The 16,220-nt window shown below is 65.4% G+C and carries 15 protein-coding genes and 1 tRNA gene; 9 read left to right on the forward strand and 7 right to left on the reverse strand.

The annotated features are described in order from the left end of the window. Positions 1-77 precede the first annotated feature (77 nt). Positions 78-1,673, forward strand: a complete 1,596-nt coding sequence (locus GC148_RS06320) for a recombinase family protein (RefSeq protein ID WP_291069669.1) — start codon at positions 78-80, stop codon at positions 1,671-1,673. Positions 1,674-2,017: 344 nt separating this feature from the next. On the opposite strand, the gene GC148_RS06325 is transcribed toward GC148_RS06320, so the two are convergent. After that, positions 2,018-2,107 (reverse strand) — tRNA-Ser (locus GC148_RS06325). A gap of 118 nt (positions 2,108-2,225) precedes the next feature. Here GC148_RS06325 and msrA point away from each other — a divergent pair. Beyond that, complete coding sequence (msrA, locus tag GC148_RS06330) at positions 2,226-2,882, forward strand: peptide-methionine (S)-S-oxide reductase MsrA (RefSeq protein ID WP_291069671.1); 657 nt, start codon at positions 2,226-2,228, stop codon at positions 2,880-2,882. A 109-nt stretch (positions 2,883-2,991) separates the two neighbouring features. Here msrA and GC148_RS06335 read toward each other — a convergent pair whose 3' ends face one another. Continuing rightward, a complete protein-coding gene (locus GC148_RS06335) occupies positions 2,992-4,059 on the reverse strand; it encodes a hypothetical protein (RefSeq protein ID WP_291069673.1) in 1,068 nt (355 codons plus the stop codon). A gap of 86 nt (positions 4,060-4,145) precedes the next feature. Here GC148_RS06335 and gluQRS point away from each other — a divergent pair, with 86 nt between their 5' ends. The 3 genes from gluQRS (at position 4,146) to GC148_RS06350 (ending at position 7,559) form a co-directional block, all read left to right on the forward strand. Continuing rightward, positions 4,146-4,982 (forward strand): tRNA glutamyl-Q(34) synthetase GluQRS, encoded by an 837-nt coding sequence (gluQRS, locus tag GC148_RS06340; RefSeq protein WP_291069674.1) that lies wholly within the window; start codon positions 4,146-4,148, stop codon positions 4,980-4,982. Continuing rightward, complete coding sequence (locus GC148_RS06345) at positions 4,982-5,914, forward strand: DMT family transporter (RefSeq protein ID WP_291069675.1); 933 nt, start codon at positions 4,982-4,984, stop codon at positions 5,912-5,914. The genes gluQRS and GC148_RS06345 overlap by 1 nt, the downstream gene beginning before the upstream one ends. 64 nt (positions 5,915-5,978) lie before the next feature. Further along, a complete protein-coding gene (locus GC148_RS06350) occupies positions 5,979-7,559 on the forward strand; it encodes an alkaline phosphatase (protein WP_291069676.1) in 1,581 nt (526 codons plus the stop codon). A 2-nt stretch (positions 7,560-7,561) separates the two neighbouring features. Here GC148_RS06350 and GC148_RS06355 read toward each other — a convergent pair whose 3' ends face one another. Next, positions 7,562-7,954 carry a limonene-1,2-epoxide hydrolase family protein gene (locus GC148_RS06355; protein WP_291069677.1) on the reverse strand — a complete coding sequence of 131 codons (393 nt, stop codon included), beginning with the start codon at positions 7,952-7,954 and terminating at the stop codon, positions 7,562-7,564. A 24-nt stretch (positions 7,955-7,978) separates the two neighbouring features. Next, positions 7,979-8,404: a hypothetical protein gene (locus GC148_RS06360; RefSeq protein WP_291069678.1), complete on the reverse strand. Its 426-nt coding sequence runs from the start codon at positions 8,402-8,404 to the stop codon at positions 7,979-7,981. Positions 8,405-8,512: 108 nt separating this feature from the next. Between GC148_RS06360 and GC148_RS06365 the strand changes: the two genes are divergently transcribed. From GC148_RS06365 to GC148_RS06380, 4 genes are all read left to right on the forward strand, one after another. Next, positions 8,513-9,316, forward strand: coding sequence for a helix-turn-helix transcriptional regulator (locus tag GC148_RS06365; protein ID WP_291069680.1), 804 nt, complete (start codon positions 8,513-8,515; stop codon positions 9,314-9,316). 5 nt (positions 9,317-9,321) lie between these two features. Further along, complete coding sequence (locus tag GC148_RS06370; protein WP_291069681.1) at positions 9,322-10,344, forward strand: TIGR00341 family protein; 1,023 nt, start codon at positions 9,322-9,324, stop codon at positions 10,342-10,344. Positions 10,345-10,426: 82 nt separating this feature from the next. After that, positions 10,427-11,527, forward strand: a complete 1,101-nt coding sequence (locus GC148_RS06375) for a Zn-dependent alcohol dehydrogenase (RefSeq protein ID WP_291069683.1) — start codon at positions 10,427-10,429, stop codon at positions 11,525-11,527. A 43-nt stretch (positions 11,528-11,570) separates the two neighbouring features. Further along, the gene (locus GC148_RS06380) at positions 11,571-12,869 is read left to right on the forward strand and encodes an MATE family efflux transporter (protein ID WP_291069685.1); all 1,299 of its coding nucleotides are present in this window, start codon (positions 11,571-11,573) and stop codon (positions 12,867-12,869) included. Here the strand turns inward: GC148_RS06380 and GC148_RS06385 are convergent. From GC148_RS06385 to GC148_RS06395, 3 genes are all read right to left on the reverse strand, one after another. Continuing rightward, positions 12,835-13,842 carry a quinone-dependent dihydroorotate dehydrogenase gene (locus tag GC148_RS06385; protein ID WP_291069687.1) on the reverse strand — a complete coding sequence of 336 codons (1,008 nt, stop codon included), beginning with the start codon at positions 13,840-13,842 and terminating at the stop codon, positions 12,835-12,837. The genes GC148_RS06380 and GC148_RS06385 overlap by 35 nt on opposite strands. Beyond that, the gene (locus tag GC148_RS06390; protein ID WP_291069688.1) at positions 13,842-14,183 is read right to left on the reverse strand and encodes a DUF952 domain-containing protein; all 342 of its coding nucleotides are present in this window, start codon (positions 14,181-14,183) and stop codon (positions 13,842-13,844) included. Before GC148_RS06390 ends, GC148_RS06385 begins: the two co-directional genes overlap by 1 nt. 73 nt (positions 14,184-14,256) lie before the next feature. Further along, complete coding sequence (locus tag GC148_RS06395; RefSeq protein ID WP_291069690.1) at positions 14,257-16,179, reverse strand: hypothetical protein; 1,923 nt, start codon at positions 16,177-16,179, stop codon at positions 14,257-14,259. Positions 16,180-16,220 lie beyond the last annotated feature (41 nt).

The raw sequence follows: 16,220 nt of genomic DNA on the forward strand, positions 1-16,220 counted from the left end.
CGCCGGATAACGCTCAATAATGCCATGTCCAACACTCCATGGTCCCCCGCTCGCCAAAGCCCGGGACCGGTTCAAACATGGGTCAGTTCTCAGTGGAAATTTCTGCCCTCCCAGGGTCAATTCTCAACGGCAATCAACACTACATCGCCAGTCAGCGGCATGAGGGGTGGAAACTGATCCCCACCCATTATGATGACGGCGGATTGTCGGGCGGAACCCTGGAGCGTCCTGCTCTTCAGCAACTCCTTGAAGACATCGCAGGCGGTACGGTTGACCTGGTCGTTGTCTACAAGATTGACCGGCTCACCCGGTCACTGGCCGACTTTGCCAGACTGGTCGACCGCTTCGATGCCGCGGAATGTTCCTTCGTCTCTGTCACTCAGTCATTTAATACTTCAACCAGCATGGGGCGGCTGACGCTGAATGTGCTACTCTCCTTCGCCCAGTTTGAACGCGAAGTCACAGCCGAGCGGATCCGGGACAAGATCGCCGCCTCCAAGAAAAAGGGGTACTGGATGGGTGGCCTTCTGCCGCTCGGATATGACAAACATCCTGATCCGAAGATGCGGACATTGGTGATCAATGAAGCCGAAGCTGAAACGGTGAAGGAGATATTTCAGCTCTACGAGAAACATGGCTGCCTTCGCCAGGTCGAACAAGAAGTCGTTCGCCGCGGGTACCGATCCAAAAAACGCGCATTTGCTGATGGAAGGACAACCGGATCGCAACCATTGCGCCGAGGGCAGATCAATTTCATCCTCCGCAATCCAGTCTATCTCGGGCGCATCCGTCACAAGACTGAAACCTATGAGGGTCTGCATAACGCGATCATTGATCAGGAAGCCTGGGATGCGGTTCAATCGAAGCTTGATCAGAAATCGCCAAAGAAATCCCGCAGTCCTTCGAAGTCAGGCGCCTTGCTGACCGGTCGGATCTTTGATGAGACTGGCGACTTCCTGACGCCAACACATTCTCAGAAAGGCAATCGCCGATACCGCTACTATGTTTCCGGCCGTTTGCTGGCAGGCTCTCAACCTGATCCGTCCGGATGGAGGCTCCCGGCAAAGCAGCTTGAAGATGTGGTGGGTCGAACCGTCCTCCAGCACATCGAAGGTAGTACATCGAGATTGCTCGCAAGACCGAGCGCCGCTCAGATGGAGAATCTGAGAACCAGACTTGCAGCATTGTCAGCGAATGCAGCTTTCGATTTCGTCGAGCGTGTCCAGGTAAACCCCGGTGAGCTCAACATCAAGCTGTCTGCAGAAGCGATGTCCGATTGTCTCAATATTCCTGACGCCGGACTCGACAGTACACAGCTTGAGCTCACAGCCCGCTTCAGGATCCGGCGACGCTGCGGGGAAACCAAGCTTGTATTCGGGGCGTCTTCATCTGCCCCGGATCTCAAGCTGATCCGCATGGTCGCTCTCGCGCATTCCTGGCTGGACGAGGTCAAATCCGGCACCTGCATTAAAGACATTGCCGAACGCTACGGCTGGCCAAGCCTCATGGTCCGCGAGCGTATCCGTCTGGCTTTCCTGTCACCAGGAATCGTGCAGGCCATCCTTGAGGGCCGGCAACCAGATGGATTGACGCTCACCCAACTTGTGAAGTCCGATATTCCCCTGGACTGGGACCAGCAATGGACGGAGTTCGGTTTCGGCGACACTGACTGACCGGCGCAGAAGTTCCCTGTTTTCGGATTCAAATTCCCTGTTCTGTCATTTACTATTCCCTGTTCTCGAACTGGAATTCACGCCAAAATCCATTGATTTTACTGAGTTATTCTGGCCTGGACGTCTGCAAAGGACCCTCGAACCAGCATATTTCCCTGTTAATCAGTGAAATGGGATTTCAGCCTTAAGGGTACTGTTGCTTTTCGCTAATGGAGATTTTCGCCGAATTTGGGGCGCTATATCCGGGAAATCCGGAAACGGAGACGCAGCCCTGGCGCCAAAGCCCCCGGTGTGTGGGGCTTTGCGTGGAGGTGACTGCACTTTTCTCTGTTTGGGGGTCTGGCTGGCGGAGAGACAGGGATTCGAACCCTGGAGACGGTCACCCGTCTACACACTTTCCAGGCGTGCGCCTTCGACCACTCGGCCACCTCTCCGTACGCCGCAGGCGGCGAAGGGCGAGCAGATACCGGATGATCCGCCCGCTCGCAAGCTTGTGATTGCGTCTCGTTCGTTTCCTTCCCATATCAGGGGCCAAAACAAGGGAGACTGCTGATGTTTTTCGCCCGCAAGCCTGCCGTCCTGCCCACCCGAGACACCGCCCTGCCCGGCCGGTCCGCGCCGATCGGCACGGCGGCCGCCCACTTCGTCAATGGCCGCCCTCTGGAGGCGGCCGCGCCTGCCGGGTTCGATACGGCTGTGTTCGGTCTCGGCTGCTTCTGGGGCGCCGAGCGCGTCTTCTGGCAGACCAAGGGCGTCTGGCTGACCCGCGTCGGCTATGCCGGCGGCTTCACCCCGAACCCCACCTATGAGGAAGTCTGCTCGGGCCAGACCGGGCATACCGAGGTCGTGGAAGTGATCTATAACCCGGCTGAGGTGACCTTCGCCGAGCTCGTCAAACTGTTCCTCGAAAGCCATGACCCGACGCAAGGCATGCGTCAGGGCAATGATGTCGGCACCCAGTACCGCTCCGCGCTCTACTGGACGACACCCGCACAGGAACAGACCGCCCGCGAGATGGTTGGCACCTACAACGCCGAACTCGCCGCTGCCGGCCACCGCGCCTCGGTCACCACCGAACTTGCGCCCTGCCCGGACGTCTACCTCGCAGAAGGCTATCACCAGCAATACTTGGCCAAGAACCCGCACGGCTATTGCGGCATCGGCGGCACAGGCGTGTCCTGCCCGCTCCCGCCGGTTCGGGCGCAGTAACGCCCTGAGTGGCGGCGCACGCTTAGCAGTATCCTGAAAAAGTTGCGCCCCTCCTTCCCCGCTCGCGGCGAGGGTCAGGATGTTGCGCAATGCCGGAAAGGCCTGGTCCCTAGGACCCGAAGTTCAGCGAGAACCGCTTGCGGTTCTCGATCATCGTCTGCGCCTTGAACAGGGCGTCGGACGCCGACTGGGCCCGCTGGATCGCCGGATCGGTGCGCAGGCCTTCCACGGCCTGGGCGAGGTGGCTGATCGCTTCCTTGACGACGTTCTGGTCGAACTGCTTTTCCGCCCGGACAATCAGTGCACGGCCGAGTTCCAGTTTCGCCTGGATAATCCGGCCGGTATCGGCCGTGGTCGTGGCGGCTTCCAGATGCGCCCGGCGCATGGCGATCACGCGGTCGAGTGCGGACAGCTCGCCGAGTTCCTCGGCGACGCGCACACCAGCGGCGCAGAAATCGGCTTCGATCTCGCCGAGCAGTTTCGAGGATACCGGCAACGGCTCAGCCAGCATGCTTTCCAGTTCGCCGGCGAGGTCGCGGATCTTCTCGACACGGAACGCCTGCGGATCGCTGAGCGCCGGCTGCAGCTGCTTGGCGACCAGATAGGCCGCCACGCGGGCCACCGCGGCGGTCTGCGCCTTGCGGGCGCCGGGTAGCGCAATGGTGAACAGGCGGGCTTCGGCTGCCGAGAGGCCGCCGCCGCGGCTGAGACCGTGCAGCTCCAGGCCGCGCTCACCCTTGCCCGCGCGGCTGACCCAGACGAACAGGTCGGCATCGGCGGTGGCCATGCGCTTGCGGGCCAGCGATACCGACGCCGTGCCCAGACCGCCGTCGATCCGGCCCATCGGCACCAGCGAGAAAGGCGCGCCAAACGCAAAGGTGGGCAGATGGCGCGACAGGGCCTCGCTCAGCCACTTGCCGGTGCGGCGACTGGCCGCGCCGGCCGGACGGGCGAGCAGGATACGGAAACCGGGCGCCTTGCTGGCCTTGGCGCGGCGGGCCTTGCCCGAATTGTAGATTGCGCTGGTGATACCGCGCAGGCTGCCCAGGATCTTGATTGCAAGGTAAACGAGGGCCACGACCGCCAAGGCTGCGCCGAGCAGGTCCAGCCATTCGGCGCCTGGCACGTTCGTTTTCAGCCACTTATCGGCGGTTTCAAGCCAGCCGGCGATCAACATCTATGCTACCCTCACCTTGCTCAAGGCGATACGTTTCTTACCAAATCCTTGCAACAAGGAAACGCTGTTCTAACAGGACTCAGGCCGTGTTCCGCACCCGCTTCGCCCCTTCCCCGACCGGCCGCCTGCATCTTGGGCACGCCGCCTCCGCCTTTGCGGTGTGGGACGCGGCCCGCGCTGCGGGCGGCGAGGTATGCCTGCGGATCGAGGACATCGACCAGACCCGTTGCCGGGCGCCGTTCGAAGCCGCCATCCTGGAAGACCTGGCCTGGCTGGGTCTGGACTGGACGGGTACGGTCCGCCGCCAATCCGATCACTTTGACGACTATACCACAGTTCTCAACGACCTTCGCGCACGGGAACTCGTCTACCGCTGTTTTCTCACCCGGCGCGAGATTGCCGCGCGCCTGCCCGCCGGGGCCGATCCGGACGAAGGTGGCCTGGTCAGCCACCCGCTGACGCCGGAGGATGAAGCCGCGCGCCTTGCCCGTGGCCAGCCCTTCGCCTGGCGCCTGTCGCTCGATGCCGCCCGGCGCGCGCTCGGCGACCGGTTCGGCGCCCTCACCTACAGGCAGTGGACTCCGGACGGCGTGCAGGTCGTGCCCGCCCGGCCCGAACGCTTCGGCGATGTGGTCCTCGCCCGCAAGGACACGCCGACCAGCTACCACCTCGCCTGCTGCCATGACGACGCACTGCAGGGCATCACCGACATCGTGCGCGGCGAGGACCTGCACGCCGTGACCGGAATCCACGCCCTGCTGCAGGCGCTGATGGACTGGCCGCGCCCCACCTACCGCTTTCATCCCCTGATACTAGGCCCGGACGGCAAGAAGCTGTCCAAACGTTTCGGCAGCAAAACTCTTCTTGATTACCGCGCCGAGGGGATGACGCCGGACAATATTCGCGCCATGACGCGCGCCTGATGACTGATCCCGCTGCCGCCCTTCCCGCTGCTCCAACCGAAACACGGTTTGGAAGCCATGCCCTCGCCGGCCCTCTGATGGTGCTCGCGGGCGGCATCTGCATCGGCTTTGCCCCGATCGGCCTGCGCCTCGGCCTCGATGATCTCGGCCCGCAGGCCATCGCCTTCTGGCGCTACATCTTCGCGCTGCCGGTCCTCTTCGGCCTTGTCCTGCTGACCGGCAAACGCCTGCCGCCGAAGCCGAACCTTTTCATCATCATCGCCGGCGCCTGTTTCGCCTTCGACATGGCGCTCTGGCACACCGCGCTGACCTACACGTCGGTCTCCAACGCGACCTTCCTTGTGAACCTCGGCAATGTCTGCGTCGGCATCGCCGCCTGGCTGGTGCTACGCGAGCGCCCGACGGCAATCTGGTTTGCCGCCGCCCTGATCGCGATTGGCGGCGCAGCGGCCCTGTCGCTCGGCGGCGCGGCCCGCGAGCCCTCGGCCATCGGCGGTGACCTGCTTGCTGTCGGCGCGGCCTGTTTCGTCGCCTGCTACATGCTGTTCTCGAAACTCGCCCGGCGCACGCTGAGCGGCTTGCACGCCATCTTCTGGCTGACCGTGGTGGAAGCCGTCGTTGCGGCCCTCCTGATGCTGGCCACCGGACAGGACTTCCTTCCCGCAACGCTGGCCGGCTTTGCCGCGCCGCTCGGTCTTGCGCTGCTCGTCCAGGTCGCCGGACAGGGCCTGATCATCACAGGCCTCGGCCGCACCCCCGCAGCGCTCGCCGGTGTGCTCGTCCTCATCCAGCCGGTCGTGGCCGCCGCCGTCTCCTGGCAGCTTTTCAACGAGCCGCTGACAGCTCTTCAGGCCGCGGGCGGCGGCGCTGTGCTGCTGGCCGTCTGGCTGGCGCAGCAGAAGCCCAAGGCCCGGCCTGTTCCGGCGGTCTGAGGGTCGCAACTGTAACAAAGCTGGGTTAGAGGGGTCGGGTTGATTCAGATCCGGAGCCTTTTTCATGCGCCATCTCCTCGCCGCCGCCAGCCTTGCCGTTCTCGCCGCCTGCGCCACTACGGCGCCGGCGCCTGCAGCCGACCTGCCCGATGCCCCGCTGGCGCCCGTCCGCGAGGCTGTGCTGCCGAAACAGGCCGCTGACGCCTATTACGTGCAGGCCGCCGGCGCCGTCGAACACCGGATCGAAGCGCGCGGGGTGAAGCCGGCGAAGAACGTCATCCTCTTCATCGGCGACGGCATGGGCGTGTCCACCATCACCGCCACGCGCATCTATGCCGGCCAGTCGCTCGGCGAGGACGGCGAAAGCCATGTGCTGGCGATGGACACCCTGCCCTATTCGGCCCTGTCGAAAACCTACAGCCACGATTTCCAGATCGCCGATTCTGCCGCCACCGCCACCGCGATGACCGCCGGCATGAAAACCCGCTCCGGCGTGCTCGGCGTCACCAGCGACATCGCCTATGGCAACTGCGCCAGCCTTCCGGGTACGGAGGGCGACTCGCTGTTCGAACTGGCCTCGCGCGCCGGTCTCGCCGTCGGCGTCGTCTCTACTGCCCGCATCACCCATGCCACGCCGGCCGCCACCTATGCCAAGGTGGCCCACCGCGACTGGGAATCGGACACCGACATGCGCGGCGCCTCGTCCGACAGCTGCCGCGACATCGCCCGCCAGCTGATCGAATCGCCGATCGATTTCGACATCGTGCTCGGCGGCGGCCGTTCGAAATTCCTGCCCAAGGATATCACGGACCCGGAATATCCCGACCAGAAAGGCGCGCGCTCCGATGGCCGCAACCTGGTTGACGAGTGGACCGCCAAGGACGCGTCGCACACATTCGTGTTCGACGAGGCCGGTTTTGCCGCCACCGATTTCAGCACGGATGTGAAAGTGCTCGGACTGTTCGAGCCTTCGCACATGCAGTTCGAACTGGACCGCGACAAGGACAAGGCGGGCGAGCCTTCCTTGGCCGAGATGACGAAGGCTGCCATCACCCGCCTGTCGCAGGATGAGGATGGCTACATCCTGATGGTGGAAGGCGGCCGGATCGACCATGGCCACCATGCCGGCAACGCCATCCGCGCGCTCGAAGACGCGATGGCCTTCGATGCCGCCATCGCAGCGGCGCTGGAGATGACCAACGCGGACGACACGCTGATCATCGTCACCGCCGACCATTCGCACACGCTGACCATCAGCGGTTACGCCAAGCGCGGCAACCCGATCCTCGGCCTCTCGGTTTCAGGTGAAGGCGGCGAGGGCGGCTCGACCGGCGACGGTCTTCCCTACACGACGCTGTCCTACGCCAACGGCCCGGGCGCCTGCCATGTCAGCGGCAAGGACAAGGACGGCAAGGACATCATCAGCTGCACGCGGCAGGACCTGACCAATGTCGACACGCTCGCGCCGGACTTCCGCCAGCCCGCCCTCGTGCCGATGTATTCGGAAACGCATGGCGGCGAGGACGTTGCCGCCCTCGCCTCCGGACCGGGATCAAACCTCCTGACCGGCGTGATCGAGGAGAACGAGATCTTCCACGTCATGGGCCGTGCCCTTGGCCTGATCCCGGCACCTGCGACAGAATAAATCTAGGCGGCTGCCGACGGCCATTTACCCATGATTGTGGCGAGATCGAAATAGTCTCGCCACAGGGTGATGAGGCCGTTCTCAACCTCGAAAACGCCCATAACCGGCAGCTCGACCCAACCGGTCGCCAGGCGGTGACGGTCGAGGCGCTCCGCCATGACGATATTGCCGCTGGCAAGCTCCCGGAGAATGCGGAACTCGTTTTCCAGCGTCGGCGCAAAGAAGGGCTCGAGCACACTGCGCACACCCGCCGGTCCGGTCACCTTGCCCATCGGCATGTTCTCGTATTCGCAGGTGTCTGCGATCAAGGTGAGCGCGGAGTCGTAGTCGAGGACCGCCATCGCCTTTAGGAAGGCACGTACGGTTTCGGCGGGGGTCGCTTCGGGAATATTCATGGCAGTCGCTCCGCTCGGGTTGGGCTAGTTGGCGGCTTTCAGCGCGCCGCTGGCGAGCACGGGGACGAGATAGGCGATCAGCAATCCCGTATTCGATACGGCGTTCAGCGCGAAACCGGTCGCGACCGAGAATGCCGAGTCTATGACGAACCAGATCAGGATGGCCGCTGTCAGACCTTTCCAGGCCGGCGCGCCGGCGGCGTGAATGGCCGGCAGCAGGAACAGGATGGTGAAACCCCAGCCCAGCGTCACCGCCCCCATCAGGGCTACCGCGAAGCGCATGCCGGTCGGCTCGAACATCGCCGGATCCGCCGGCAGGCCGCCCACGACCCCGAACAGGACGCGCGCCACACCATCCGTCGCCGGCAAACCTGCCGCCGCCAGCACTGCGCCGAACACGATGACGGCCCAGCACCAGACCGTGATCCAGTTTTTCCAAAGTCCGGCCATGTGAATCTCCCTTGCCGTTGAGGACGCAAGGATGGGCTCACCTACGTAGTGACCGCAATTACGTCAGAGGTCATGGACTTGCTCCCGCGCGCCTGTAACCATGCGCACATGAGCCTGCGCGATCCAGCCCTGCCCGGCGCCGACAGCGATCCGTTCGCCGCCCTGCTGCGCCGCTTCCGCACGGCGCGGCGGATGAGCCAGCTTGACCTCGCGCTGGACTGCGATGTCTCGGCGCGCCACCTCTCCTTCCTCGAAACAGGCCGCGCGAGACCAAGCCGCGAGATGGTGCTGCAACTCGCGGACGGGTTGGTCCTGCCTCTGTCCAGCCAGAACGCCCTGCTGCAAGCCGCCGGCTTTGCGCCGGTCTTTCCAGCTTCCCCGCTGGACTCCGAAGCGCTGGGCCCTTTCCGCGCCGTGTTGCAGGACATGATGGACCGTCACGCGCCCTACCCTGCCATCCTCTGCGACCGGCACTGGGTCTTGCGCGCCGCCAATTCCACAGCGACCAGCCTGCTGACGCCGCTTCAAGCCGAGGCGGGCGAAACAAACCTTGTCCGCATGCTGACGGAGACCAGGACGGCGCAGGCGATGATCGCGAACCTCGCCGAAGTGATTCACGAAATGCGCGGGCGCATTGCGCTGGAGGCGCTGGAGGCTGGCAACGATCCCGTCCTGCGCACGCTCCTCGACGCGCTCGATGCGGCAAGCCGGCGCCATCCTCTGCCCGGCGGCCTTCAGCGCCGCCCGCTCGTGCCATTGATCGTCAACCTGCCCGACGGCCAGCTCAGCTTCCTGTCCACAATCGTGCATTTCGGAACCAGCGAAGACGTGACCGTCCGCGACCTGCGCCTTGAGCTCCTGTTTCCGGCCGATGATGCAACCCGCACGGCGCTCCACGCGATGGCCAGCTGACGCCCATGTCCGAACGCCTGATCGAAATCTTCGTCAACGACTCCGATGTGGCCGATGCCCGCACGCTCCTGCTGGCCCACGGCGCACGCGTCTGGCAGGAATCGGCGCCTGCCGGCCGCGAGAAGCTCTCCGGCCTTGTCGCCGCGCACCGGACCGAAAGCCTGCTGCGCACCCTGCGCGGCCGCTTCGGGGATGCTCCCGGATTTTCGGCCGTCGTGATGGAGACCGAAGCCGTGCTCCCGCCCTTCGATGCGGCGTTCGAAGATGATCCGGAGACCGAGACGGCGCAGCGCCCACCTAATGCGCTGGAACGCTTCCTCAGCCGGGACCGACGCAGCACGGACGAGATCTATGATGATATTGCCGACGCCGTCTCGGTCGACTTCGAATTCCTGCTCACCACCGTCCTGTCCGCGTTGATCGCCGCGCTCGGCATGCGCAGCGGACAGGTGGCCATCATCATCGGGGCCATGGTCATCGCCCCGCTCCTGTCGCCGACATTGGCGCTCGCCATGTCAGCGACCGTGGGCAACCACGCGCTCGGCATCAAGGCTATCCGGACACTCGCTGCGGGCGCGGTCAGTGTGCTGATCTTTACTGCCGGGCTGGGCCTGTTGATCGATTTCGATCTCCTCGCGCCGGAACTGCACAGCCGCACCGTCGTGCATCTGGCCGACATCGCCCTCGCGCTCGCGTCCGGCATGGCGGGCGTGCTCGCCCTCAACAAGGGGGCAAGTGCCTCTCTGGTCGGCGTGATGATCGCGGTCGCGCTCGTCCCGCCGCTGGCCGCCGCCGGCGTCTACTTTTCACACGGCGCGTTCGAACTTGCCCTGCGCGCCCTGTTCCTCTTCGCCACCAACCTTGTCTGCATCAACATTGCCGGCATTGCCGCGTTCCTGATCCAGGGCCTGCCCCCGAAACGCTGGCGCCTGACCGCCACGATCCTCACGCTCTGGACCGGCTTGCTCCTGCTGTTCGTCGCGATGATCACCGGCCGCATCTTCCTCGGGATCGCCTGGACCGGCTGACTCGCCGGTGCCGCAGCGTCAATCTGGTCAAACGCCCGGCCTTGCGCGATGCTGGTCAAAACAGAACCGGAGGAAACCTGCCATGAAAGCTGCTGTGATGCGGGAGGCAAACAAGCCTCTGTCGATCGAAGAGGTCACCATCTCCAAGCCCGGCCCGCGCGAGGTGCTCGTGCGCCTCAAGGCGATCGGGGTCTGCCATTCGGACGTCCACTTCTGGGACGGGAACTTTCCCACCGAGATGCCGGTGATCCTCGGCCATGAAAGCGCCGGCGTCGTCGAACAGGTCGGCTCGATGGTCTCGGCCGTGAAACCCGGCGACCATGTCATCTCCATCCTCTCGCCCTTCTGCGGCGTCTGCGAGTATTGCCTGACCGGCCATATGTCGGTTTGCCACACGGTGAACGGCGACCAGTTCAAGCGCCGTCCGGATGAAGCGCCGCGCCTCTCTATCGGCAAGGAAAAGGTCGGCCAGTTCCTGAACCTCTCCTCCTTCGCCGAGCAGATCCTCGTGCACGAAAACGCGCTCTGCGCCATCGACAAGGACATGCCGCTCGACCGCGCCTGCCTGATCGGCTGCGGCGTCATCACCGGTGTTGGCTCGGTCTTCCACTCCGCCCAGGTCGAGCCCGGCTCGACCGTCGCCGTCATCGGCTGCGGCGGGGTCGGCCTGGCGGCGATCAACGGCGCGGCAATTGCCGGCGCGTCCCGCATCATCGCCGTAGACCTCTCGCCCGAGAAGCTGCAACTCGCCACCCGGTTCGGCGCCACCGATACGGTGAACCCGAAGAACGGTAACGCCATCGAAGCGGTGAAGGAGCTCACCAAGGGCGGCGTGCACTATTCCTTCGAATGCGTCGGTAGCAAGCAGACCGCCGAACTCGCCTATCACATGCTCCGCCCGCGCGGCGTCGCGACCATCATCGGCATGATCTCACCCGGCGTGAACATTGAGATCCCCGGCATCGAGCTGCTCGTCACCGAGAAGCGCCTGCAGGGCGCCGTCATGGGCTCCAACCGTTTCCGGATCGACTTCCCGCGCTTCGTCGACCTCTACCGACAGGGCAAGCTGCACCTCGACGACCTGATCTCAGATCGGATCGGCCTCGACGGGATCACCGGCGCCATGCAGAACCTCAAGAACAACAAGGGCACCGTCGCCCGCCAGGTTGTGGTGCTGGACTAAAACCCGGGATGACGAAACGGAGGGATTCGCTTACCCCTCCCCCATGCTCACCCGGAATAAGGTCCTCGCGCTCGCCCTTCCCGTCGTCGCGGCGCAAGCCGCGACAGCGACGACCGGCCTCGTCGATACGCTCGTCATGGGCCGCTTTGGGGGCAAGGCGGATCTGGCGGCCGTCGCCATTGCCGCCGTCGCGTTCAGCTTCATCTACTGGGCCTTCGGCTTCCTGCGCATGTCCACCACGGGCCTTACCGCGCAGGCCGGCGGTCGCGCCGACGAAGATGAGCGGCGCGCGATCCTCGTGCGCGCCCTGCTACTCGGCGCGGCCATCGGCACCGTCCTTGTGCTGATCTCTCCCTTGCTGAAGCTCGCAATGGCCAGCGCCTTTGCGGGCACCCAGCGGGTCGAAGGCCTCGCGGAGGGCTACTTCAACGCCCGCATCTGGGGCGCGCCGGCCTACCTGATGGGAATCGCGGTCACCGGCTGGATGCTCGGCACGGGCAAGACCGGCCAGATGCTGGTCTTCCAGATCGTCCTCAACGCCATCAATGCAGGCCTCGATATCTGGTTCGTCGCCGGGCTGAAGCTCGGACCCGCCGGCATCGGCGCCGGTACCGCCATCGCAGAATGGTCCGCGCTCGCCCTCGGCCTCTGGCTCGTGCGCAGCGGGCTCGGCGCGCGCGAGGGCCTGTTCGACCGGGCACGTCTTGCCGCCATGTTCTCCGCCAACCGCGACATCATGATCCGTACACTGGCTTTGCTGCTCGCGTTCAGCTGGTTCATCCGGTCCGGAACGCTGATTTCCACAGCCGTGACCGCCGGCAATCAGGTGCTGCTGCAATTCATCACCGTCGCCGCCTTTGTGCTCGACGGTTTCGCTTTCGTCGCCGAAAAGGTCGCCGGCGAAGCCTGGGGTGCGCACAACCGCGCCGCCCTGGTGCGCGCCATGCGCCTGACCACCGAGTTCGCCCTCCTCTTCGGCGCGCTCTTCTCGCTCGCCTATTTCGCCGGCGGCGCCTATGTGATCGACGCCTTCATCCGCGACCCCGAAGCCCGCGAAGCCGCGCGCGCCTACCTGCCCTTCTGCGCTGCCGTGCCGCTGCTCGGCGTCGCGGCCTGGCAACTCGACGGCCTCTTCCTCGGCACGACCCAGGGCCGCGCCTTGCGCAATGCCGGGGTGATTGTTGCGGTGCTGTACATCTCGGCAGACCTCCTGCTGCGCCCCGCCTATGGCAATGCGGGCGTGTGGACCGCGTTCCTGCTGATGTACGTCTTCCGCGCCGCCTCGCTCGGCGCCTACCTGCCCGGCCTCATCCGGCGGGTGTCGGAACCAGTTCCCGGTTGATTTTCTGCACGAGGCCCGGGCCTTCATAGACGAGGGCGGAGTAGATCTGCACGGCATGGGCGCCTGCGGCCAGCTTGGCGCGGACGTGTTCGGCCGAGGAAATACCGCCGGCGCCGATCAGGTCGAATGCGCCATCAAGTGTGCGGGCAAACTGACGGAGCACATCCGTGGACGGATCGAATAGCGGCGCGCCTGACAGGCCGCCCGCTTCGCCCTTGTGGGTGCTCTTAAGTGAGGCGGGCCGCGCGAGCGTCGTGTTGGACACGATCAGGCCGGCCAGCCAGCTGCCTTCAGCGCGCACGACGCCGCAGACATCTGCAATCCCTTCGGCATCAAGGTCCGGCGCCACTTTCAGGAAGGCCGGCTTGCCTTTCCGGTCCGCCGCTCCGCAGCGCGAGAGCAGCGCGGAGAGCGACGCCTTGTCCTGCAGGCCGCGCAAGCCCGGTGTGTTCGGCGAGGAAATGTTGATCGTGATATAGTCCGCATACGGCGCCACTGCTTCGATGCCCGTCACGTAATCAGCAATCCGGTCTTCGCTGTCCTTGTTCGCGCCGACATTCGCGCCCACCGGAACGGCATGCGACAGGCGCGACAGGCGTCGCACGAAATAGTCGAGGCCATAATTGTTGAAGCCCATCCGGTTGATGACCGCACGGTCCTCATCGAGACGGAAAAGGCGCGGCTTCGGATTGCCCGGCTGCGGCCTCGGGGTCACCGTGCCGCACTCCACGAAGCCGAACCCGAAGCGCGCCATCACATCCGGCACATCGCAATTCTTGTCGAACCCGGCAGCCAGCCCGATCGGCGAGGCGAATTTCAAGCCGGATTTCGGCAGCGTGACCGTGAGGTCCGGCGGCAGCTTCGGCGCCCGGGCCGGCGCGCCAAGCCCCTTGCTCAGCAGGCGGACGGTGGCCACATGCGCCGCTTCCGGCGGCAGGATGCGGATCGCGCGGGCCCCGAAATCTGCCAGCATCAGATCATCCTCGGAAAGACCGGCAGCCCGTCCGGTCCCGGATCCAGCCACCAGGCAGCGTTCGCCTTCGTGATTTCCAGCGGGCCATAGAGATGCGGAAAGAGATCGTCGCCCCGGCTCTTCTCCCAGCGCACATCGCCGAGACGGGCAAGTTCGAAACGGAGCAAGCGGATACGCCCGGCGCCCGCAAAATAGCGCCGCGCCGTTTCGCGCACCTGTTCGGCCGTCGAAAGATGCACATAGCCATCAGCCAGATCGACCGCCGAAGCGGTGACTCCGCTCGCCTGCGCGGCGGCCCAATCGGCCTCGGTGAGGAGTTTGTAGGCGAGTGTCGGCGTCATGCAGGAACCTGTCGCAGGCTTTGCGGGCACGCGCAATCATGCACACGCAAGGCACTTATGCGTGTCGGGGAGGCTAGATCGGATTGCCCGTCGGCATCGATGCGCGCGCCATTGTCCACGTGCCGTTGGTGCCCTGGCAGGCGGCAAACCGGCCGCGTTCCTGGCCCGGGAAGGCATAGGCCACATCGCGGCACATGACCTTCACGTTCACATTCGCCGGCTCCGAATAGGCGCGCGTCACGAAGCCTTCCGCCGTCGGCCGGTAGCCGATCGCATGAACGCTGGCCGTGGCCGCATCCACTGACAGCGTCCGCTCGAAATGGATCAGCAGCGGACGGCCATCGGGCGTCAGTAGCTGGTGATGGGCGCCGTCGGGGCTCGTTTCCACGAGGGCGAGGAAATCGGTTTTCAGTGCGTCCAGACCGCCCTGATCCAGCGCGCGGTCTGCCGTGTACGCGGCGCGCTCTGCAATGAAGTCATCGACCGGACGCGGCGCATTGATCAGTGGGCGGACTTCCGGCGGCGACGCCTTGAGCGTCGTCGGAACGGGCCGCGAAACGGTTACGTCTTTAGAGGCGAGCAGTTTCGGCGCGGCCGGACGGACCGGCTTCAGCGAGGCGCGGCCCGGCGGGTTCGTCCAGACGCGCGGCGCGGGCTCGGCAGCGGCCGTGGTGACGGCAGCTGCAGCGGCGGCGGCTTTCAGCCGGGCGGCTTCGGCGTCCGCCAGACGGCGCGCTTCGATGTCGGCGACACGCTTCGCCTCGGCGGCCTTGGCGGCGCGCTGCGTTTCAAGCGCGGCGAGACGGGCGGCTTCCGCATCGGCGGCGCGCTTGGCTTCGATTTCCGCAAGCCGTTTGGCTTCGGCGGCCTTGGCCGCTTTCTGCGCTTCGGCTTCAGCGAGGCGTTTGGCTTCGGCTTCCGCCGCAAGACGCTTGGCCTCAAGATCGGCGAGGCGCTTGGCCTCAAGGTCTGCCAGCCGGGAGGCTTCGGCCTCTGCGGCGCGCTGGCGCTCAGCCGAAAGCGCGGCGGCGCGGGCGGCTTCTTCCGCAGCCAGACGGTCGGCCTCGACCCTTGCAGCGGCAGCGGCCTGATCGGCCTGCAGCTGGGTTGCAGCCGTTGCCGCGGCCGCGCGAGCGGCTTCTTCAGCCGCGACGCGGTCGCGCACGCGGGCATCGATGATGGCAGGTCCTGTCGAGGCCGCCGGCGTTTCAGCCGCGACACGGGCCGCTTCCGCATTGGCGATCGCCAGGGCCGCGGACTGTTCGGCCTCCGACGCGGCGAGACGTGTCGCCTTCTCTTCTTCCGCCTTCAGGGCCGCAACGCGGGTCTTCAGCAGGTCGGCGGTGCCGCGATAGTCAAACCAGGGCGTGACAGCCGGCGCCGCGGCCGGTGCAGCCAACGTGGCAGCGGCCGGCGCCGTATCGAGGCTGGCGGTCTGCAGGTTTGTGTCGGCGTCGGCATCGTCCGTATCCGGCTTCGTGCCGAGTGCATTTTCGGCCGCCATGACCGACAGGCCGGCAAGGCCCAGCACAGCGAGACCGGCAAAGGCGAATTGAGAGAAATCCCCGAGACGGCCGAGGAAGCCCGGCTTGTCATCATCGTCATCGTTCGACGGCTTAGGCGGCACGACCACCTGGCTGCGGCGCACCGGAACGAGCGCCGTGGTTGAGGTGACCGGCGGACGGGGTGGCGGCTTGACCGGCTCGGGGCGGGCGGGCGGCGGCAGGACGGGTTCGCGGCGAAGGGCGCGCACTTCCGAGATCGCGGTGTGCGACACCGAACCGGCGGTGATCGGGCGGGAATGGGTAAGGATCGACAAGGTCGGCTGGGGCCGCACGGCGTCGCGGGCCCGGAGCCGGGCGCGGAACGGCATGGCGGACTGGGCGCGGTCTTCGGCGGCGCGGCCTGTGGCTTCAGCCTCCCGGACGGCCTGGCGAAGGCTGTCGGGCAAAACCTGGCTGCGGCCGGTTACCTGGTCCATCGGATCGTTCAACATAGGCGCCACCTTGCCTGCGGCGACCCTGCCAGTGGCCACCC

The organism is Hyphomonas sp. (genome assembly GCF_016125515.1).
Lineage (GTDB): Bacteria > Pseudomonadota > Alphaproteobacteria > Caulobacterales > Hyphomonadaceae > Hyphomonas.